At 40.8% G+C, this 19,232-nt stretch carries 23 protein-coding genes; 11 read left to right on the top strand and 12 right to left on the bottom strand.

The features are described from left to right. The first annotated feature begins 35 nt into the window (after positions 1 to 35). On the top strand, positions 36 to 1,115 hold the full coding sequence (gene serC, locus NSU11_RS05115; RefSeq protein WP_024425456.1) for a 3-phosphoserine/phosphohydroxythreonine transaminase: 1,080 nt from the start codon (positions 36 to 38) through the stop codon (positions 1,113 to 1,115). Positions 1,116 to 1,242: 127 nt separating this feature from the next. Beyond that, positions 1,243 to 1,761 carry a tryptophan transporter gene (locus NSU11_RS05110; RefSeq protein ID WP_024425455.1) on the top strand — a complete coding sequence of 173 codons (519 nt, stop codon included), beginning with the start codon at positions 1,243 to 1,245 and terminating at the stop codon, positions 1,759 to 1,761. Between the two features lie 49 nt (positions 1,762 to 1,810). Here NSU11_RS05110 and NSU11_RS05105 read toward each other — a convergent pair whose 3' ends face one another. Further along, positions 1,811 to 2,002: a hypothetical protein gene (locus NSU11_RS05105; RefSeq protein WP_024425454.1), complete on the bottom strand. Its 192-nt coding sequence runs from the start codon at positions 2,000 to 2,002 to the stop codon at positions 1,811 to 1,813. A 128-nt stretch (positions 2,003 to 2,130) separates the two neighbouring features. Here NSU11_RS05105 and NSU11_RS05100 point away from each other — a divergent pair, with 128 nt between their 5' ends. Both NSU11_RS05100 and NSU11_RS05095 read left to right on the top strand, forming a co-directional pair. Beyond that, on the top strand, positions 2,131 to 2,487 hold the full coding sequence (locus NSU11_RS05100) for a YtxH domain-containing protein (RefSeq protein WP_024425453.1): 357 nt from the start codon (positions 2,131 to 2,133) through the stop codon (positions 2,485 to 2,487). 187 nt (positions 2,488 to 2,674) lie between these two features. After that, positions 2,675 to 3,295, top strand: a complete 621-nt coding sequence (locus NSU11_RS05095; RefSeq protein ID WP_024425452.1) for an HTH-type transcriptional regulator Hpr — start codon at positions 2,675 to 2,677, stop codon at positions 3,293 to 3,295. Here NSU11_RS05095 and NSU11_RS05090 read toward each other — a convergent pair. Next, positions 3,273 to 3,617 (bottom strand): YhaI family protein, encoded by a 345-nt coding sequence (locus tag NSU11_RS05090; RefSeq protein WP_024425451.1) that lies wholly within the window; start codon positions 3,615 to 3,617, stop codon positions 3,273 to 3,275. The two genes, NSU11_RS05095 and NSU11_RS05090, sit on opposite strands and share 23 nt — an antisense overlap. A 232-nt stretch (positions 3,618 to 3,849) precedes the next feature. Here NSU11_RS05090 and NSU11_RS05085 point away from each other — a divergent pair, with 232 nt between their 5' ends. Together NSU11_RS05085 and NSU11_RS05080 are read left to right on the top strand one after the other, a co-directional pair. Further along, on the top strand, positions 3,850 to 4,371 hold the full coding sequence (locus NSU11_RS05085; RefSeq protein ID WP_024425450.1) for a DUF3267 domain-containing protein: 522 nt from the start codon (positions 3,850 to 3,852) through the stop codon (positions 4,369 to 4,371). A gap of 82 nt (positions 4,372 to 4,453) precedes the next feature. After that, positions 4,454 to 4,639 (top strand): hypothetical protein, encoded by a 186-nt coding sequence (locus tag NSU11_RS05080; protein WP_072368131.1) that lies wholly within the window; start codon positions 4,454 to 4,456, stop codon positions 4,637 to 4,639. Positions 4,640 to 4,690: 51 nt separating this feature from the next. Here the strand turns inward: NSU11_RS05080 and NSU11_RS05075 are convergent, their stop codons facing one another. Together NSU11_RS05075 and NSU11_RS05070 are read right to left on the bottom strand one after the other, a co-directional pair. After that, entirely contained in the window at positions 4,691 to 4,780 is a 90-nt protein-coding gene (locus NSU11_RS05075; RefSeq protein WP_017360317.1) for a YjcZ family sporulation protein, read from the bottom strand. Positions 4,781 to 4,925: 145 nt separating this feature from the next. Beyond that, on the bottom strand, positions 4,926 to 5,012 hold the full coding sequence (locus NSU11_RS05070; protein ID WP_008361129.1) for a YjcZ family sporulation protein: 87 nt from the start codon (positions 5,010 to 5,012) through the stop codon (positions 4,926 to 4,928). Between the two features lie 161 nt (positions 5,013 to 5,173). Here NSU11_RS05070 and NSU11_RS05065 point away from each other — a divergent pair, with 161 nt between their 5' ends. Further along, complete coding sequence (locus NSU11_RS05065; RefSeq protein ID WP_024425449.1) at positions 5,174 to 6,058, top strand: peptidylprolyl isomerase; 885 nt, start codon at positions 5,174 to 5,176, stop codon at positions 6,056 to 6,058. A gap of 53 nt (positions 6,059 to 6,111) precedes the next feature. Here NSU11_RS05065 and NSU11_RS05060 read toward each other — a convergent pair whose 3' ends face one another. The 4 genes from NSU11_RS05060 to NSU11_RS05045 all read right to left on the bottom strand — a co-directional run bounded on the left by NSU11_RS05060 (position 6,112) and on the right by NSU11_RS05045 (position 11,486). Beyond that, entirely contained in the window at positions 6,112 to 6,342 is a 231-nt protein-coding gene (locus NSU11_RS05060; protein WP_024425448.1) for a sporulation YhaL family protein, read from the bottom strand. 116 nt (positions 6,343 to 6,458) lie between these two features. Next, entirely contained in the window at positions 6,459 to 7,406 is a 948-nt protein-coding gene (gene yhaM, locus NSU11_RS05055; RefSeq protein WP_024425447.1) for a 3'-5' exoribonuclease YhaM, read from the bottom strand. 62 nt (positions 7,407 to 7,468) lie between these two features. Continuing rightward, on the bottom strand, positions 7,469 to 10,255 hold the full coding sequence (locus NSU11_RS05050; protein WP_286099014.1) for an AAA family ATPase: 2,787 nt from the start codon (positions 10,253 to 10,255) through the stop codon (positions 7,469 to 7,471). Positions 10,256 to 10,271: 16 nt separating this feature from the next. Next, positions 10,272 to 11,486, bottom strand: coding sequence for a DNA repair exonuclease (locus tag NSU11_RS05045; RefSeq protein ID WP_212052639.1), 1,215 nt, complete (start codon positions 11,484 to 11,486; stop codon positions 10,272 to 10,274). 172 nt (positions 11,487 to 11,658) lie between these two features. Here NSU11_RS05045 and NSU11_RS05040 point away from each other — a divergent pair, with 172 nt between their 5' ends. Further along, the gene (locus tag NSU11_RS05040) at positions 11,659 to 11,847 is read left to right on the top strand and encodes a YhzD family protein (RefSeq protein ID WP_024425445.1); all 189 of its coding nucleotides are present in this window, start codon (positions 11,659 to 11,661) and stop codon (positions 11,845 to 11,847) included. 31 nt (positions 11,848 to 11,878) lie between these two features. Here NSU11_RS05040 and NSU11_RS05035 read toward each other — a convergent pair whose 3' ends face one another. Next, on the bottom strand, positions 11,879 to 12,652 hold the full coding sequence (locus NSU11_RS05035; RefSeq protein ID WP_342493824.1) for an enoyl-CoA hydratase: 774 nt from the start codon (positions 12,650 to 12,652) through the stop codon (positions 11,879 to 11,881). A gap of 181 nt (positions 12,653 to 12,833) precedes the next feature. Here NSU11_RS05035 and NSU11_RS05030 point away from each other — a divergent pair, with 181 nt between their 5' ends. The 3 genes from NSU11_RS05030 to NSU11_RS05020 all read left to right on the top strand — a co-directional run bounded on the left by NSU11_RS05030 (position 12,834) and on the right by NSU11_RS05020 (position 14,948). After that, complete coding sequence (locus NSU11_RS05030) at positions 12,834 to 13,160, top strand: potassium:proton antiporter (protein ID WP_224426399.1); 327 nt, start codon at positions 12,834 to 12,836, stop codon at positions 13,158 to 13,160. 63 nt (positions 13,161 to 13,223) lie between these two features. Beyond that, positions 13,224 to 13,721: a cation:proton antiporter regulatory subunit gene (locus NSU11_RS05025; RefSeq protein ID WP_024425442.1), complete on the top strand. Its 498-nt coding sequence runs from the start codon at positions 13,224 to 13,226 to the stop codon at positions 13,719 to 13,721. Positions 13,722 to 13,724: 3 nt separating this feature from the next. Then, complete coding sequence (locus NSU11_RS05020) at positions 13,725 to 14,948, top strand: cation:proton antiporter (RefSeq protein WP_024426572.1); 1,224 nt, start codon at positions 13,725 to 13,727, stop codon at positions 14,946 to 14,948. Between the two features lie 37 nt (positions 14,949 to 14,985). Here the strand turns inward: NSU11_RS05020 and NSU11_RS05015 are convergent, their stop codons facing one another. The 3 genes from NSU11_RS05015 to NSU11_RS05005 all read right to left on the bottom strand — a co-directional run bounded on the left by NSU11_RS05015 (position 14,986) and on the right by NSU11_RS05005 (position 18,815). After that, positions 14,986 to 16,260 carry a SidA/IucD/PvdA family monooxygenase gene (locus tag NSU11_RS05015; protein ID WP_206533957.1) on the bottom strand — a complete coding sequence of 425 codons (1,275 nt, stop codon included), beginning with the start codon at positions 16,258 to 16,260 and terminating at the stop codon, positions 14,986 to 14,988. 75 nt (positions 16,261 to 16,335) lie between these two features. Further along, on the bottom strand, positions 16,336 to 17,835 hold the full coding sequence (locus NSU11_RS05010) for a coproporphyrinogen III oxidase (RefSeq protein WP_206534474.1): 1,500 nt from the start codon (positions 17,833 to 17,835) through the stop codon (positions 16,336 to 16,338). A 113-nt stretch (positions 17,836 to 17,948) separates the two neighbouring features. Then, the gene (locus NSU11_RS05005; RefSeq protein WP_039177545.1) at positions 17,949 to 18,815 is read right to left on the bottom strand and encodes a Cof-type HAD-IIB family hydrolase; all 867 of its coding nucleotides are present in this window, start codon (positions 18,813 to 18,815) and stop codon (positions 17,949 to 17,951) included. Positions 18,816 to 19,232 lie beyond the last annotated feature (417 nt).

Genomic DNA, 19,232 nt, shown 5'->3' with positions numbered 1-19,232 from the left:
TGATCCATTAACGCGAGAAATAGGGAGAGATTGTGATGAAGCGAACGACGAATTTTAATGCTGGTCCGGCGGCACTGCCGCTAGAAGTTCTTCAAAAAGCACAGGAAGAACTTGTTGATTTTAAACAAACTGGGATGTCTGTGATGGAGCTTTCTCATCGCAGCGGTGAATATGAAGAAGTCCACAATAAAGCAAAAGCGCTTTTGGTGGAACTGATGGACATTCCAGAAGATTATGAAGTCCTCTTTTTACAAGGCGGAGCTAGTCTTCAATTTGCGATGATTCCTATGAACTTCTTACATGAAGGCGAAACAGCTCATTTCATTCAAACAGGCGCTTGGTCAGAAAAAGCATTGTCAGAAGCAAAAGGGTTTGGTCAGACATCTGTGCTTGCTTCAAGTGAAGATGACAACTACTCGTATATTCCAGAAGTAGATACTTCTGGTTTAACAGATGGTGCTTACTTGCACATCACATCGAACAATACGATCTTCGGCACTCAGTGGAAAACGTTCCCGAACACGTCACTCCCGCTCATTGCGGATATGTCCAGTGATATTCTCAGCAAAAAAATAGACGTTTCTTCATTTGATCTCATCTATGCTGGGGCACAAAAAAACCTAGGGCCTTCAGGTATCACGATTGTGATTGCGCGCAAACGTTTATTAGAGAAAGAGAAAAGCAGCACACCGAAAATATTAAAATATTCAACACATGCAAAAGCTAACTCTCTTTATCATACACCACCGACTTTTGCGATTTATATGCTGTCACTTGTCCTTGAGCATGTCAAACAAGCTGGCGGTGTAGAAGCAGCGGAAAAACGCAATGAACAAAAAGCAGGCATTCTCTATGATACCATTGATCAAAGCGGCGGTTTTTATCAAGGGCATGCGCGCGCTGACAGCCGTTCACATATGAATGTCACCTTTACTCTTCGCGATGATGCACTTACTTCTTCCTTTGTGGAAAAAGCAAAGCAAGAGCAAATGGTTGGACTTGCCGGCCACCGTTCTGTCGGTGGATGCAGAGCATCTATTTACAATGCGGTCTCAATTGAAGACTGCCAAAAGCTTGCGGACTTTATGAAAAAGTTCCAGCAAGAAAATGAGTAAAAAGGCTTTTCTATAAGGAAATAAATTTGTTATAATAACGAGAAATATAAAGTCATGACTCTTGCAATAAATGATGAGCCATATTATTGGAGAGTCCTATAAGAGCTTAGCAGAGGAGAGCATAGAAATGAAAACAAAAGAATTAGTGATTATGTCATTGCTTGCAGCAATGGGAGCTGTCTTGCATACGATTTTCCCGCCCATCTTTTTCGGAATGAAACCTGATATGATGCTGGTCATGATGTTTTTAAGCATCATCCTTTTCCCAAAGGTACAGCATGTTGTCGTGATTGCGCTAGTGACTGGTGTCATTTCTGCATTAACAACGGGATTCCCAGGCGGACAAATTCCGAATATGATTGATAAGCCAGTGACAGCCTTTATCTTCTTAGCCCTTTTCTTATCTTGCTTGAAGATAAAGAACAAAGTGGTGCTGACCGCTGTATTAACTGCGATTGGAACCATCGTATCCGGCGTGATTTTCTTATCTGCCGCTTTACTGATCACTGGACTGCCAGCTGCATTACCGGCACTTCTTGTGGGTGTTGTCCTGCCAGCAGCCGTGATTAATACCATCGCTATGGTATTTGTCTTCCCAATTGCTCAGTCCATTCTGAGACGTGCAAGAATGATAGAAGTTGCTTAACGAATAACCGAACCTCTTCATGATAGATGAAGAGGTTTTTTTCATGCTTTTATAAAAGAAAAAGGGTCAGCAGCAAAATGAGGAGCGAAATTCCTGCACCAGCCGCACACACAAGTGCTTTTTGCTTTAAAACATGTTTTGGCGGATAAGACCCTGCATACCCAAGCTGTCTTGCATAATGAATAGAACCACCTGTAAAAACGATAACGATACACATAAAAACGAACAGAAAGACAGACAACCTTCTCCCCTCCCTTTTCTTCAAAAGTATGCTAAAATAAAGCAAGCTATGTATGGAAGTTCAATGAAGCTGATCGTCAGCTCAGAGAGAACATGCGAATGTGTAAAATTTGACTAGAGGTGATTTGAATGGCTAGTGGACGTTCTTTATTAACAGGATTATTTGTAGGCGGTCTCCTCGGAGGTGCGGCAGTGCTCCTGACGACTCCCTCTTCTGGCAGAGATGTGCGCGGAAAAGTGAAAGACGGCTATGACAAATTCGAAGATACGCTGACAAAATTAAAAAGAGATGGACAAGCTTTAAAAGAGCAAATTGTGGAAACAGCAAAAGAAAGCGCAGAGGTGATTAAAGAAGTCGGGTCTGAATTGCAAACATCGATTCAGCAATGGCGCGAAGAAATCAAACCTCATCAGCAGGACTTACAAAAGGAAATTCAGGAAATTGAGGAAAAGCTCAAACAACTGGAGAAAACCTTACAAAACTAATATACTCACAAAAAAATATTCGTTTACAAAAGTGTGCGGGGTGCGTATCCCGCACTTTTTTTGTTGAAAAAAGGTTATTTTGACAATGTTTTTCATGACTTTTAAAAATTCTTGAATTTTCAGCTTTATTAATCTTTATTTTATTGGCATAATAGAATTACAAGAAAAAGAGAAGTAGGTGAAATGGATGAATCATTCGGAACAGCCTTTCGATGTAAAAGAAGCACTTTTATTCAGTCAAAGAATGGCCCAATTGAGCAAAGCTCTTTGGAAATCCATTGAAAAGGACTGGCAGCAGTGGATCAAACCGTATAACCTAAATATCAATGAACATCATATTTTGTGGATTGCGTATCAATTAAAAGGAGCTTCAATATCAGAAATTGCAAAGTTTGGCGTCATGCATGTATCAACGGCGTTTAACTTCTCCAAGAAACTGGAGGAACGAGGATTTTTAAAATTTTCTAAAAAGTTAAACGATAAGCGCAATACGTATATTGAGCTAACGCCAAAAGGCGAAGAGACATTCCATAAACTACTCGAAGATTATGACCCGGCCCGAACTGGTATTGTCAAAGGCGCACAGCCGCTTCATGACATTTACGGAAAGTTCCCTGAGATTTTAGAAATGATGTGTATCATCCGTAACATTTATGGTGAGGATTTCATGGAGATTTTTGAGAAATCGTTTTCAAACATTGAGAAGGACTTTTTGAATGAGCAAGGAAAAGTCACAAAAAAGACTGAGGAACTTGAAAACTCAGCTGAGGCAGCAGAAAAAGCGTCTAAAACAAATCAAATTGTTTAATGATCTTTATAAATTCATTCATTAGCGGCTGAAAGAGCCCTTGATCATGCAAAGCAAATATCGTCTCATGAACATCCAGCTTTTCAATTAACTGTCCCGCAAAGAGCGCAAGGAGATCGTCAAACATGACGTAGCCTTGTGCTTTTTGCTTATCCATTTCCTCTGTAAGCTCAGCACAAATACGCTCAATTTCCTCTGCCTCTTCTTTCGATACACGCTGCCTGATCAATAACGCATAATATGGATAACGGCTCATATCGGCTGCCGTCAATAAAAGTTCCATATAGTATTCTAGCTGGCTCATTCGTTCCTCAATACTCATGTACGTTCCCTCTTTCTCTTAGTCCTTCTATTTTAGCCGAAATTACTCATTGACGAAAGAGACGAACCTCCCCCTTCAGTTCTTTTTTCTTGAAAAATCCAAAGTTTCCTCTCTTTATTCCATATGAAGGCATCATTTTATTTTTTTTCATCAAAACCATTGATTTTTATCCTCAGGAAGAGTAAATTATCTTGAGATATTCAATTCGATTTTTAGATTGGAAGGATGAAAAATGAATTGTTGGAAGACCATTAATCTTGAAAAGGATTATGGTTATACGAGAATGATGATTTCTGCCATAAGTCTTGCTATCCTTTTTTTCATTATGGCATTTTTATGTTTTCAACTGACTCATCCTGAAACGAGGCTAAGCAGCCATAACGCACCGCTTTTTGCCGTGCTCTTACTTGTGACTTTGCTTGTCCACCGTGTGGTTCACTTGATCCCAGTGATGAAAAATAAGAAAAAAATGACGCTATTGATGAAACGAAATTGCTGGCAGCGCGTGCCTAAGAAAGTGATGCTTTTTTCACTTCTCAGCCCGTTTTGTGTCATCTCACCGGTTTACTTTGTGTTAGGCGTGGCGTTTCCTATGTACGCACACTATTTTATCATCATCGCAAGTATACATGCAGGCTATTGTTTGCCTGACTTTTTATTTGCATGGAAGCTGCTCAAAGCACCTAAATCCTGCATCATCGATCAAGCTCAAGACGAGTTTGATATTTTAGTTGACCAAACTTCCTCATCATGAGGTTTTTAAAGCCAACTTCTATCTTTTTCATAAAAAATTTGGTAATGTAGTATGGGAATAGCATAGAGAGGGGGGATCTCCGATAGTTTTATTTTACTTCATCGTCTTTGCCGCGTTTATTGTGTATTCAATAAACAGGCTTACTAATACATTATGCCTTGTCAGAGAGATTCCTGAAGAACGGCAAGATAAGGTGTTTCGCTTTATCAATGTATCGATACTGATCTTACTTATCTCATCATTTGTTGAAATTACCATTTCCATTTAAGATCAAAGCAAAAGCTGCCAGTTTGAGGGCAGCTTTTTGTGTATATTTTAATTAGCAAATCCAAGATGCACCGATGATGATCAATAAAATGAATAATACGACGACTAGTGCAAAACCGCCAGCAAAGACTTCTCCTCCCATGTGAAAACACCTCCTGCCAGTTCTTCCTCTGTTCTAAGCTCAGTGTATGCAGAAAAATAAAAAACGTTTAGGCACCTGTCATCGTTTGAAAAAAGAACCGCCCTAACGCACGGCAGGACGGCTCCCTTCTGTCACAGCGATTTAATTAGTAAAGATATGCTGCACCAACGATGATCAGCAAAATGAATAGCACGACCAATAAAGCAAACCCATTAGAATATCCTGCTCCCATATAATTCAGCCTCCTTTTTGTGATCACTATATGTGTATGTCGCGCGCAATTTTTTGACTAGACGAATGCCCTTCCATTTGCATTTCTTTTTACAGCGTGTCACAATATGTTATGATACAAGCAATGATAAATAAATTGGAAAGATTAGGAGTGTTTTTTGAATGAAAAAAATGGCTTTAGCAGCTGTAACAGCAGTAAGTGTTTTAACTCTTGGCGCATGCAGTAGCGGTGATAAAGATGTGATCGCCACAACGAAATCAGGAGATGTCACAAAAGGAGAACTTTATACAACTCTTAAGAAACAAGCAGGTGGAGATGCTCTAAACCTACTTGTTCAACAAAAGGTTCTTGCTGACAAATACAAAGTATCTGATAAAGAAATTGATAAGAAATTGGAAGAATATAAAAAGACACTTGGTGAAGATCGTTTAAAACAGCTTCAAGATGAATTCGGTAAAGATTACATCAAAGATCAAGTGAAATATGAGCTGCTGACTCAAAAGGCTGCCAAAGCTAACATCAAAATCACTGATAAAGAAGTAAAATCGTATTACGATGACCTTAAAGGAAAAATCCGTGCAAGCCACATTTTAGTAGCTGATAAGAAAACAGCTGACGAAGTGGAAAAGAAATTAGATAAAGGTGAAAAATGGGATTCCCTTGTCTCTGAATATTCAACTGATACTGCTTCAGCAGCACAAGGCGGCGATGTAGGCTGGTTCGCAAAAGAAGGTCAAATGGACGAGAACTTCAGCAAAGCTGCTTTCAAACTAAAAGTAAATGAAATCAGCAAGCCAGTAAAATCCCAATTCGGCTACCATATCATTAAAAAGACTGAAGAACGCGGTAAATATGATGACATGAAAGCAGACTTGAAAAAAGAACTGCTTGACCAAAAACAAGCAGACACAAATGAAATCCAAAACATCTTAAACAAATTAGTAAAAGATGCTGATGTGAAAGTAAAAGATAAAGAGCTTCAAAAAACGTTCAAAGAAAAATCTGAACAGCCTGCACAAAATCAGCAGACACAACAGAACCAGTAATCACAAAAAACCCCTCTGCCGTAATCGTGCAGAGGGGTTTTTGTATGACGAGATTAAGCAATTGAATGATCTTCATGTGCCGCAGTATCCTGTGATCTTTTTACCTGCTGATTCTGGCGTCTGCGCTCTCTTTCCTGTTCCATTCGCTCGATAAATATTTCTCCTTCCTTTTCAATAAAGGATTGATCAATTTCTTGCTCCTCTTTGGCTGTTGTCATTAATTTATACGCACAGAAAATAATGCCGATAATACATGCATACACCCACCACGGAAAAAACAACATTTTTTCATCGCCTCCTTTTCTTAAGGACATTCCTCTCTTCCTTTGTGTTATATGCTTATGCGAAAAGAAGACAAGTTATGAAAAAAACGCCCGCATAAACGGACGTTTTGACATGATTATTCGTGATGAAAGGTTGGTTTATAAAACGAACGATTCTCAAGTGCAAAAATACGTTCTGTATATTCTCCTGGTTTCACATGCTCAAGCGCACGATCCATCATGTTCATTTTCGCATCTAAATTATCAATATAGTGGAGAATTTCAGCTTCTTTCACCATTGGTGGTTTCGGGCTGCCCCATTCTCCTTTTCCGTGATGACTCAGGACCAAGTGCTGTAAAATGAGAATTTCCTCTGAATCAATGCTAAGCTCTTCCGCAGCTTTCGCAATTTCTGTCACCATAATGGAAATGTGGCCAATTAAATTCCCTTCCACAGTATATGTCGTGGAGACTGGACCCGAAAGCTCTTTGACTTTCCCTAAATCATGAAGAATGATGCCTGAATATAAAAGATCTCGATCTAGTGATGGATATAGGTCAACAATTGATTTTGCTAAATGCAGCATAGACACGACGTGGTAGGCGAGTCCAGAGACAAATTCGTGATGATTTTTTGTCGCTGCTGGATAATCAGCAAATTCCTGTCCATATTTCTTCAGCAAATGCCTTGTAACACGCTGAATATTAGGGTTTTTCATATCAAAAATATATTGCATAATCGTATCCATCATATCGTGTTTTGGAATAGGAGCTGTTTCGAGAAAGTCATCAATTCGAATTTGCTCGTTTTCAGCAACAGGGCGTATATTCCTAAGCTTCAGCTGATTCCTCCCGCGATAATGATGAATGTCGCCTACTACCTTCACGATGGTTTGCGGACCGTAGGTGATTTCATCATTCTGCTTTGCATCCCATAGTTTCGCCTCAATATCTCCACTTTGATCTTGAAGAATGAGCGTTAAAAATGGTTTGCCATTACTTGCAATCCCTTTAGTAGATGATTTAATTAATAAATGCAGGTCAACTTGTTCGCCGACATCATAGGTCATGATCCCTTTAGCCATTCAATAAAAGCTCCTTCCATGTTTCTGCTCATATAAGTATAACATAAGTCATTATTTGTCAATCATTCAACTGCTAAACTCGTAATCTGTCCATCTTCTGCTGCCTGCGTCATATGCTGATGACAGGTAAAATAAAACAGCTGTGTTTCAAAACGCGTGAGTTCATTCATCAACTCCAGTACTCTTCCTAGACGAACATGATCAAAATGAACGAAGCTGTCATCCATCATAAACGGAAGCTGACATTCATGCTGATGAGACAAGGCGAGTGCAAAACGAATGGCCAGATAGACTTGTTCACAGGTTGCTTGTGAGAGCTCTTCTGGGCGGAATATTCGTCCGTCCATCCTTTTCACGATCAGCCGGTCATCCTCGGGTGAAAATAAAATGGCTTCATATCGATCATTTGTTAACGGCTGAATAAAGCGGGAAGCTGTTTGCAGCAGTGCTGGCAGCCTTTTTTCTTTATGTTCATTCAATTTTTCTCGAATAACGGAGCGAACAAGCTGAACCGCCGCCCATTTTTTCGCAAGGTGCTTTGCATGCTCCTGCTCAGCTGAAAGCTGATGAGTCAAATCAGACACCGTACCTGAAGCTTCTATTTGCCGGATTTCCACTGCTCGTTCTGCCAGACGTTTTTCCATTTTCGCTGCATTTGATTGTATGTTATTCAGGTGCTGCTTTGCTTCCGCACACTCTTCTTCAAGAAGACGCAATCCTTTACGAACAATCGATTCTTCCTCATCAAAGCAGCCGCTTCTATGCAGCTCTTGATTCAGCTGCTGCAAATGGGAAAGCCGTTCCCGATATTCTTTCGATAGATGGGAAAGAATTTGGTAATCTTTTTTGGACTCTGCCTCTACTTGACGAAAAAGCGCGTCCATTTGTTTTTCGTAATAGTCAATTTCCCCTTCCAGCGCCGTGATCTGCTGTTTCACATGTTGAATCGATACACCCAATGTCTGACGTTCTTTTTCTCTTTTCGCCTCATCTTTCAAAATCTCTTGAAAGGCCGAGATGTTCTCTTGAATGGTGCCTTCCTTTCGTTGCAGAAGACTGCTTAACGCTTCCACCCTTTGCTCATAATTGGATTGCTGGCCGGCAAGGTCGTCTATTTCCCGGCTAAGCTCCTCATATTCCGCTGTATCCGTTTTTAATTGCTTCAGAATAAGAAAGGCTTCTACTAGGAAAGAAAGCTCTGAGGACAAGCCCAGCTGTCTTTTCTTTTCCTCTACTTGCTGCTGGACAGGTTCCAGCTCCTGCTCCCAGTCTTCATATTGCCGGATGATCCTTTCGTACAAAAGCTCCTTCTGCCTCACAAGCGTTTCAGCTGAAGCTGCCTGCACTTGGAAGGAATCGAATGTGCCCATGCCGCTTCCCTGTTTCACCTGTGTCGATTTTAAAAATGGGTAAATAGCAAAGAAAACAAAAACAGAAAATCCCGCAAATAAGAAAGTGACCCACCACTCTGTTAAAAAGAAGAGGACAAGCAGAAATGCAGCATCAAACGTCACCATCACAGGAAATAACCACGCCCGGGAATGAACCTGTTTCTCTTTTGTTCTTGTTTCCCCAGCTTCTACTGTACTATGCGATTTGGCCTGCTGTTCCTTTAATCCTTTTAAAGCGGTTTCCGCTTCCTCCAGCTCATGTCTTGCATGATCAAACCGTTCATCCAGCTGTGCTTTTCTGTCCATTAAACGAACGTATTGGCTGACAGCCTCCTTTAATTCCCACTCAAATTCAAGGGAGTCGTCAATCTGATCAAGCTTGACTGAACGCTGCCACTTTAGCTTCGCTGCGGCTTCGTCCATTTTTTGTTTCAATGAATCACGTTCTGCTTTACATTCAGCTAAGCGGTTTTTAATACGTTCAGCATGAGAAGATTCATCAACGACACGCTTCATCTCCAGTAATGTATCCTTGTCATAAAGCGGTTGAACTTGTGCCAGCGAGGTTTGCAAATGATCAAATTTTTGCTTTAGTGCAGTCATTTGAGCCTTTTTCGGGTGAAGGTGTGATTCTAATTTATCCAATTCATGCTCTGTTTCTGCTCTAAAGCGTTTGACTCGTTCTGGATAACGGGCTAATTCTTTTTTTAACTCCATCTTCTTCTCTATCATGGGATAAAGTTGAATGTGTTCAGTTAGCTGGTGTATCTGTTCTTCTGTCTGCTTCATTTCCTTTTGAAGCGCTGCGATATTCTCTATTAATTCAGAATGCTCCCGTTTTTTCTCTGTATAACGGCCTTCTGCCAATCTAGCTTGTTTCAGCTGGGCAGCCAGCTCTTTTAAACGATCAAGCTGCTGGTTTAATTCCGGCTTGCGTCCATTTGGTTTAAACAGCTGCTCCTGCTGCTTAAGCAGCCTGCTATCCATCTTAGAGGCAGCATCTGAGCCAAATAAACTTGAGAAAAGGAGAAATTCACCGATTTGATCTTCGTTTAAGGCTTGGACATTTTGCAGTCCAAACACATCAAATGAATAGATTGATTGGAATAATCTGCGATCTGTTCCCTTTAAAAGAGTTCGTAGAAATGCTTCATCTTTCACTTCACCATTCGGTAAAAACACCTGTGCTTGACCGCCTCGATCGGACGATCTCTCAATGTGAATGACACCTAACTCCTCATCTAAGCAAGTGAGGGAGCCGCCATAGAAAGATCCTTGTTTCGGCTTGTATATCTTGTTTTTTGAAAAACCAAATAACATCGACTCAATAAACGCCTTCAATGTCGTTTTCCCCGATTCATTCAGGCCGTAAACTAGCTGAAAACCGTCATCAGAAAAGTGAAAGGTTCGATTTGAAAATTTCCCGAAATTCGCTATATGGAGTGAACGTATTTTCATCATACCTCTCCTTTTCTCATAATTGCTTCAGCTGTTCCGTCAGCAGCCTTTGTGCTTCTTCTTTTATATCCAATTCATCCTCTTTTGTGAGCGCTTTTCCTGACTTCCTGTAGATTGGGTGACGCTTGATCGGTAAAAGCAGCTCTTCATATGACTCAAACTGTGCAATTTCTGCCGTTAGTTCCTTCAAAAAAGAATCCTCTGGATAGATCACATCCTCATTTGTTCGGCAGTCAATTGACATCACCCAAACGAACACGTCTTCATCTTCCTCCTGCTCATGAAAAACAGTCAACAGCTCTTCGAGGACCTCAAGCTGCATATGCTCAAAGTAAGAAGGTGCATCACCTGTCAATTCAATTCTCACAAAATGAGGAACGCCTTCCTCTTTCAGCTCATTGATTTTGCCTTCCACAAGTGTGACAAGATCCGTCATATGAACCGTTTCTGTGATGTCTATGGCCAGTTTCTCAAAGATGATATCTGCACAGCTGATAAAATCCGCTGCCTGAGAATCTTCGGAGAGGTGAATCAAGTAACAGCCTTTTTCTCCCGTTTCTTTAATATGTCTGCCCTGCACATTACCAGGGTAAATAATAAATGGGTCTTCATGCAGAAGGGCTCTTTTATGTATATGTCCGAGCGCCCAATAATCGAAATCCCGTGCTATGAGCTGCTGAAGCTGAAATGGGGCATATGCATCATGTCCTTCTTGTCCGGCTAATGTGCCGTGAAGCATTGCAATGTGATAGGCAGCATCTGTTGTTTTGACATAATGAGATGTCATATTTTCATAGACAGCCCGCTCTTTGTAGCTAAACCCATAAATACTCGCGACAAGCTGATCTCCTCGATAATAGGAGTGCTCTCTTGGCGTACTGCTCGAAAAGACATGTACATTCTCAGGCCACTCAATCGGTGTCCATTCTCCGCCTAAATGATCATGATTCCCATAAATAATAAAGACTTCAATGCCGTGCGTTTGCAGTCTTACAAACTGATTTCTTAAAAACAGCTGTGCTTTTAAGCTGCGATTGGATTCATCAAATAAATCTCCGCTCAGCAGCACAAAGTCTACCGCCCGCGCAACGGCGAGATCAAAGATGTTCTTAGCACTTTGGAATGTACTTTCTTTGAGCCGCTTAAATATAGAATTAGGTATAGTCGACATTCCTGCAAATGGACTGTCTAAATGTAAATCTGCGGCATGAATAAAGGTGAGCTTAGTCAAACGTCTTTCTCCTTGTCCGATACTGTCATTGTCCATATTTTATCATGCCATTTTTACGAATGCACGTTCTATCACTCTCAATCTAAAAAACACATTTTTAAGGGCCAAAAAAGAGGTTTTGTCTTATTCCATGTTTAATTACATTAAAAAACAGAGGAAAGGAAGATGAGGAATGGAGAAGACATACTTTCTAACCGTATTTGACCGGTCGGGTGAGACTTTATTAAATGAAAAAATCACAGCGGATAGTGACAAGAAAGCAAAGGAATTAGGACGTCATCGCTTAATGGAACAGCAATACACAAAGCATTCTCATCGACTCGTTGATCAAGCAGGAAAGCTGCTTTTATTTGAACGTTAAAAAAGCCGGCTTTCGCCGGCCTCATGTTCATTTATGCTTTTTGAAAGACAGGACGTCTTTTTTCTAAAAAGGCTTGTATACCTTCCTTGTGATCATGACTTTTTCTCAGTCTTGCCTGTGCGGCTCTCTCTTTTTGAAGAACGGCTAAGAGCTTTGATTCTGACTGCTGGAAATAGAGCATCTTTGTTTCGATAAAGGCTTGAAGCGGCATGTTCATAAATGGCTTCACACACACTTTTTGGTACGTATCGACCTCATCCTGAAACACCCCGTCTGCAAGGCGCAGCTTTAACGCTTCTTCAGCCGGCAGCTTTTGTCCGCTCCAAATCAATTGTTTAGCGGTTTGCTCACTGACTCTTTTTGTGAGGAAAAAATGCCCCCCGCCATCTGGAATTAATCCTACTCCATTAAAATTCATGGCGAGTTTTGCATCCTGATGCATAAACAAGTAGTCACAGCTTAGAGCAAAGCTAAAGGCGAGGCCTGCTGCTGACCCGTGGACAAGCGCAATCGTCACTTTTTTCATACCAGCTAGAGAAAGTGTAATACCATCGATCAAATCCATCACACGATGGAAATCTTCTTCACTTTCCTGCTTGAGCATCATCCCAATATCTCCGCCTGCTGAAAATCCTTTTCCTGCTCCCTTGATGACAACGACTTTTGCACTGCTTTCCTCCGCTGCATCACATGCTTCTTTGAATTCAGCAAACATGTCCACATGAAAAGAATTATAAGCTTCAGGCCTATTGAAAACGATTTCAAAAACATCCCCGTCTAACTGACAATTGATATATGTCATCATCCATCCCCCTCTTCTTTTAAAAGCTCATAACTTACTTCCATTTCCATCATGTAAAACCTTTTTCTCTAAACAAAAAATTTCAAGATCAATTGATACTAAAATAAGCATAATGATTGAAACAAGAAATATATTTTTATATAGTAAAAAAAGAAAGAAAATAAATTTGAAAGGAGGAGGATGATTGATCAGATGTTCCATCATGATATTGGTTAGCTTCATCGTCATGTTTTCTCCTTTTTCAAATGTCGTTTTTGCTTCACAGGCAGAAGCGAGCACACCTAGCCTGATTTCTCCATCCATTTATGATGAAGAAATCAATGCTGTGAAGACACCTTCGTTTTCAAAAAAACATGCTTCATCCATTCTGTTGAAGGACAGATTATCAATGATGGATGCCAAGACTTTTCTGCCAAAGCCTGCCCCATCAGCTGCATTGTCCATTGATCTATGTTTTTTGGAAATGAAGTGTGCGATCCCCGTTATGTATCAATCTAATTACCTCTACTGATTCATTTTATTTCATCCGCATTTACTATATAAAAACACAGACTATCAAATTCGGAGGGATAAAATGAACATTAAAGAAAATGATCTTCCTGGGATCGGAAAGAAATTTGAAATTGAAACGAGAAATAGAGAAAAGATGACGATTGTGATTCATGATGATGGCAGACGGGAAATTTATCGTTTTGACGATGATGATCCAGATGAAGTGCTGTCTACCATTTCACTCGATGATGCTGAATCCCGGCAAATCGCTGCTATTATCGGCGGTATGGTGTATAAACCGCAGGCATTAGAAACCATTGAAATGGCCTTCAACGACTTAATCATTGAATGGTTTAAAGTGGAAAAAGGTGCAAAAGCGGTTGGACATACACTCGGTGATTTAGATGTGAGACAAAATTATGAAGTCACCGTGATTGCGATCATTAAACATACAAATGAAAAATTACTCAACCCTGGTGCCGATTCGATTATTCAAGCAAATGATACGATGGTCATTTCGGGCGAAAGAAAACACTTGAAACGATTGGTACGTGATTTTCTTTCTAGAGGGGGAGAGTGATGAATGGATCATTTAGTCTTTGAAGTTGGGACGGCGCTAATTCTTATCGCCATCGCCAGCTTAATCGCCAATAAAATTAAATTTTCTATCATCCCTTTTCTCATTGTCCTCGGAATGATTGTTGGGCCGCATGCTCCAACTATCGGGATCATTGATTTGAAATTTATCGAAAGCACGGAGATCATTTCGTTTTTTGGCAGAATGGGCGTCCTGTTCCTTCTTTTCTATCTTGGACTTGAGTTCTCTGTCGGAAAACTCATTAAATCGGGTAAATCTATTGCAGTCGGCGGATCTATTTATATTTTGATCAACTTCAGCTTAGGACTGCTCTACGGTTTTATCACAGGGTTTGGATTCCTTGAGATTCTCATTATGGCAGGTGTGATCACCATTTCATCCAGCGCCATTGTGGCCAAAGTCCTTGTCGATTTGAAACGGACGGCAAATCCTGAAACAGAGTTAATTCTAGGGATTATTATGTTTGAGGATATTTTCCTTGCCGTATATTTATCTGTCGTATCAGGTCTTGTCCTTGGAGATGCCACTACTGTTGGCGGTGCCTTATTATCGATTTTAATCGCTTTTGGTTATATGATGCTTTTCTTTATCATTGCGCGGAAGCTGCCAAAACTATTAAATAAGTTGTTTGATATCCGTTCGAACGAAGTATTTATCATTGTGATTTTTGCCGCTTTGTTCTTTGTCGCTGGTTTTTCAGAAACAATTCATGTAGCAGAGGCTATTGGAGCTCTCTTACTTGGTCTTGTTTTCTCAGAAACAGAGCACTCAGACCGCATCGAGCATCTCGTGGTTCCGTTTAGAGATTTCTTTGGAGCGATGTTCTTTTTCAGCTTTGGTCTCAGTATCGATCCGTTTACATTGGGTGATGCCTTCTGGCTTGCGATCGGCGCTGTGATTCTTACCTTAATTGGGAACTTCACAGCCGGAATGTTCGCTGGACGGAGAGCTGGATTTTCTCATAAAGCCTCTTCTAATATTGGATTAACCATCGTATCGAGAGGAGAGTTTTCAATCATTGTTGCCGAGCTTGGCATCGCCGGCGGACTTGCCGCTACTTTGAAGCCCTTTGCTGCTTTGTATGTCTTAATCCTTGCGATCTTAGGACCGCTCGTAACGAAAGAATCTAAGAAAATCTATCAAATCCTAAACAAAATCTTCAAATGGAAACCTGAAAAACCAAAAGTAAAAAAAGAAACGACGATCTAATGAAAAAGGGCCCTATGCTTGGGCCCTTTTTTATGTTTTATTCAAATTGCTGAAATGCAGTTTCTTGCTTGACTGGCGCTTCCTCGGCCCCGCGAATGGTTCGAATGACTTTCTGGTTGCGGTAAATCGATAGTTTCAAATTGGTTGCCGCTGTTCCATGAGAATGATCAAGATTCGTGAATGTAAAGAAATGATTTGAACGCTTGTCTTTGAACACAAGCCTGAAGTCGTCTGTCACTTTAAAATGCTCTTCACTTTCCCATTCAATCAAAGGTTCATATGCACTAAACCATTCAGGAATATTCGGTGTATACCCTGTAGCCAATACAGCATGATCTACAGTTATGCTTTTTTCTTTCTTCAGTTGCCACTGTTTGAGATACAGCTCCAAAGGCTGATGCTCTCCTCTTTGAATCGCTTCAAGCTCTGTCATTGGCTGAATGAGCACAGATGGCTCTTCACCTGAAACAGAGCGATGATACAACTCCTGATAAATGCGCGAAAGCGTTGATGCATCGATGCCATTTCTTAATCCTGTCAGCCTAGGCAATGTGTTCATACGTTCTTCATAAGGAAGCGAATGAAAATACTCGACATACTTTGGTGTAAAAAGCTCTTGGCCAAGCTCTGCCGTCTCCAGCTCTCTAAATTCACTAGAACGCGTAAACCATGAAAGCTGCTGTCCTTTCTTTTGATGCTGAAGCAGGTCTAAGAAAATTTCAGCTGCACTCTGCCCTGAGCCGATTACCGCCACCGACTCAGCTTCGTGAAGTGCTTTCTGCTGATCTAAATAACGGCTGCTATGGGTCACATATGGGTATGCTGCTTCAGGCACATCGACTGGAATCATTGGTTTGCTTCCTGTGCCTAACACGACATGCTTTGCACGATATTCAGAAAGCGAACCATCGTTCAGCCGTCTGACTTTCACAAGGTAGCCATCTTGGCAGTCCGTCACTTCTTCTACCTTCATCCCGAACTGACAGCTGTCTAATTCCCCTGCCACCCATGATAAATACTCATTGAATTCTCTCCGCGGGATATCAAACTGTTCAAATGTATAGAATCGGTGAAGTCTATTTGATTCATGTAAATAATTTAAAAATGTATACCTGCTCCTTGGATTCGCCATTGTGACAAGGTCTGCTAAAAAGGAAACTTGCAAATCCGTTCCTTTGATCAGCATACCAGGATGCCAAGCAAACTCAGACTCTTGTTCAAAAAAACAGCATGAGACATCCTCATACTCCTCTAACAAAGCGGCCAATCCTAAATTGGCGGGCCCAATCCCAATTCCGATCACATCTATCATATGTACACCTGCTTTAACTTTTTATCACTTATATACCCTTTTACAAATGAAAAAAACACTGCGTCATCGCAGTGTTTAAACGTGAGAAACAAATAATGATTCAAGGAATTGAATTTTCTCTTTTGTATAGTGTTCATACCGGTCATTATACGATTTTGGATCTTTTGGATTGGCATACTGCGTAATTTTTCCTGTCCGTGGATCAATGAATTTACTCGCTGCACCGCACCCAATGCCAATGATTGTCTGTACTTCTTCCATGATAATGATATTATACAAACTTTCCTGTCCATCTAATGAATACCCGACATTTTCGAGATTTCCCAAAATATTTTTTTGTCTATATAAATAATACGGGTGATATTGATGTGCTTTCGTCCAAGAGACCGCTTCATCCATCATACGTGTGATTTCTTCTCGGTCTGCTACTTGGTATTTCTCCTTATTGCGCGTCATTTCAGATGCTCTTTTAAAGGAGAGTGTATGCACGGTTAAAGATTCAGGCTTGAGCTCTTCAGTCTGCTGCAAGGAGTGCTGAAATTCTTTGAGCCCTTCTCCCGGCAATCCAATGATTAAGTCCATATTGATATTATTCATGCCGTACTGTCTTGATAAGTGATACTTTTCAATCGTTTCTTCCACACTATGATGCCGGCCAATAGCCTTTAGTGTTTCATTCTCATACGATTGCGGGTTAATGCTAATCCGGTCAATATTGTAGCGGTTTAGCACCTCTAGCTTATCAGGCGAAATCGTATCAGGACGCCCTGCTTCGACAGTCACTTCCCGTATATGCTTCACATCTGGGAACGAGCGATACATTTCTTCATACAGCAAATCCATTTCTTCCGCTGTGATGCTCGTTGGCGTGCCTCCGCCAAAGTAAACAGTCGTCACTTTAATTCCATGTTCTTTAAGCCATGCGCCCATTTTTTGCATTTCATAATGCAGACCAAACAAAAACGTTCCCACTCTGCCAGCTTGTCCTTTAATGGCGTAAGCAGGGAACGTGCAATAAGCACATTTTGTGGGGCAGAAAGGAATGCCAATATAAATACTCACTTCCTGCTGAAGGTCATACAGATCTGGAATGGCTTTAAGCTGACGATCGACAATCTCCTGCATCAAATTGATTTTTTCATCATGAATCAAGTAATCACGCTTTAATGCCTCATGTGCATCTTCCTTTGACATGCCTTCTCTCAGCATCTTATGGAGCAATTTCGTCGGACGTATTCCTGTGAGAATCCCCCACTTTTGTGTCATTCCTGTGTGCTCCTGAAGCAAGTGTAAATAAACAGACAGCACTGTGTTTTTGATTTGTTTCCAGCGCTCCTTATCGTTCAAGCTCTCTGGGACATTCCGCGAAAAACGACTGGTGATGTCTGATCCATCGATATGACCAGATGCTTCCACCATGCCATTTTCTTCCTTCCAGCTAAATTCCATGATCAAACCATCATCCAGTTCACTTGGTTCAAACATCACTTCACTATCTTCTTCAAATAAATTGGCTATATTGACAAGCGGGCGATGAAATCGTTCATCTGACAGCCCTTTAATTAAAATTCGCATCATATCACCTTTATCTTCAAACTTGTTTCATTTTACAAAATTCATGTAGGAAAAGCAATGAAGGGAACAGACGAAGGCCCTGTCATTTCTTGATTGACAGGGCCTTCACTGTATTATCGCTTAATATCGAATTGATGTAAAAATCCTTCTCTTTGCTGCATTCTAAAGTATTCCTTGATCATATAAGCCACACCCTGTTCATCATGCGAGCGCGTCACCCAATCGGCTTTGCGCTTGACATCATTGGGGGCATTTCCCATAGCAACGCCTAAACCAGCCAATTCAAGCATTGGAATGTCATCTGTTCCATGACCAATGACAACCGTATCTTCTAAAGTAAAACCGAGTGCAGAGGTTAAAAGAGAAAGTCCCGCTTCCTTCGAAACCCCTTTGCATACAATATTCATTTTCTCATCACTGATCCTAATAAGATCAACAGATGGGAATGCTTGTTGAATGGTCCTGTGAATCTCAGGCTGAAGCTCCGCGGTCGAATATACTTCAATCACTGGTGTACTGACTGGTTCATCCATCAGCATATCACTTAAAGATTCAACAAATTGGACGGGATAGAAAATAGGATCAGACGGATGAATGAGCGTCTTTCCCATCAGCTGAGACTGCGTTTTTTTCCGGTTGCCGATCGAGAATTTTTCATGCAGCAAGCGGACATTACAATCGAAGCTTTCAAGGATTTGCACAAGATTAAACGTCTTTTCTTCCGTTAATTTTTTCACATGAAGCGGCTCATCGAGTTTATCGGCGATAAATGCACCACTATGCGTCACAAGGGTTGATGTTGGAATCTTCAACGCCTTGGCAATTTTTTGAGCGGAACGAAAATGCCGGTTGGTGACAATCGTCACGTAAACCCCTTTTTTCTTTACATATTCCACAGCTTCTTTTGTAGCAGAATGGATTTTACCATTGGAACGAAGTAACGTCCCATCTATATTGAGTGCAAGTAGTTTTTTTGACACTGAGGCATCCCCCTTCTTGATGACTGTACTTACGATGAGGATATGCCCTAGCTTGGTGCTTTAGAACATGCAGTTGAAAGAGCCCCAGGTTATGAATAGATGGATAAATAAAAAAAGCCTACCCCTAGGCTTTTTTTTATGTATGGTTTGGATGCGTTACAATGGAGTGATGAAGCTCCCCATGATCCCCTTATCATTTACACACCAAAGCATTGCTTATATCAGATCCCCTTATGATGCTTTGCGTTTCTCCCAGAAGCGCTTCTCTCTCGTTTGGCTCACCGCCATAAATCCCAAGTGAAACGCACCCAATTGTCCCTTGAGAGCGCCTTTTGAAAGCACTTTCAATATAAGTATTATCGCAGAATTTATGTGCTTCGACAACCTTTTTTTAAAAGATATTGAGGAGAAAAAATA

This window comes from Bacillus sp. FSL R5-0712, assembly GCF_038593285.1.
Taxonomy (GTDB): Bacteria; Bacillota; Bacilli; order Bacillales; family Bacillaceae; genus Bacillus; species Bacillus safensis.
This window is presented reverse-complemented; position numbering and strand designations above follow the sequence as displayed.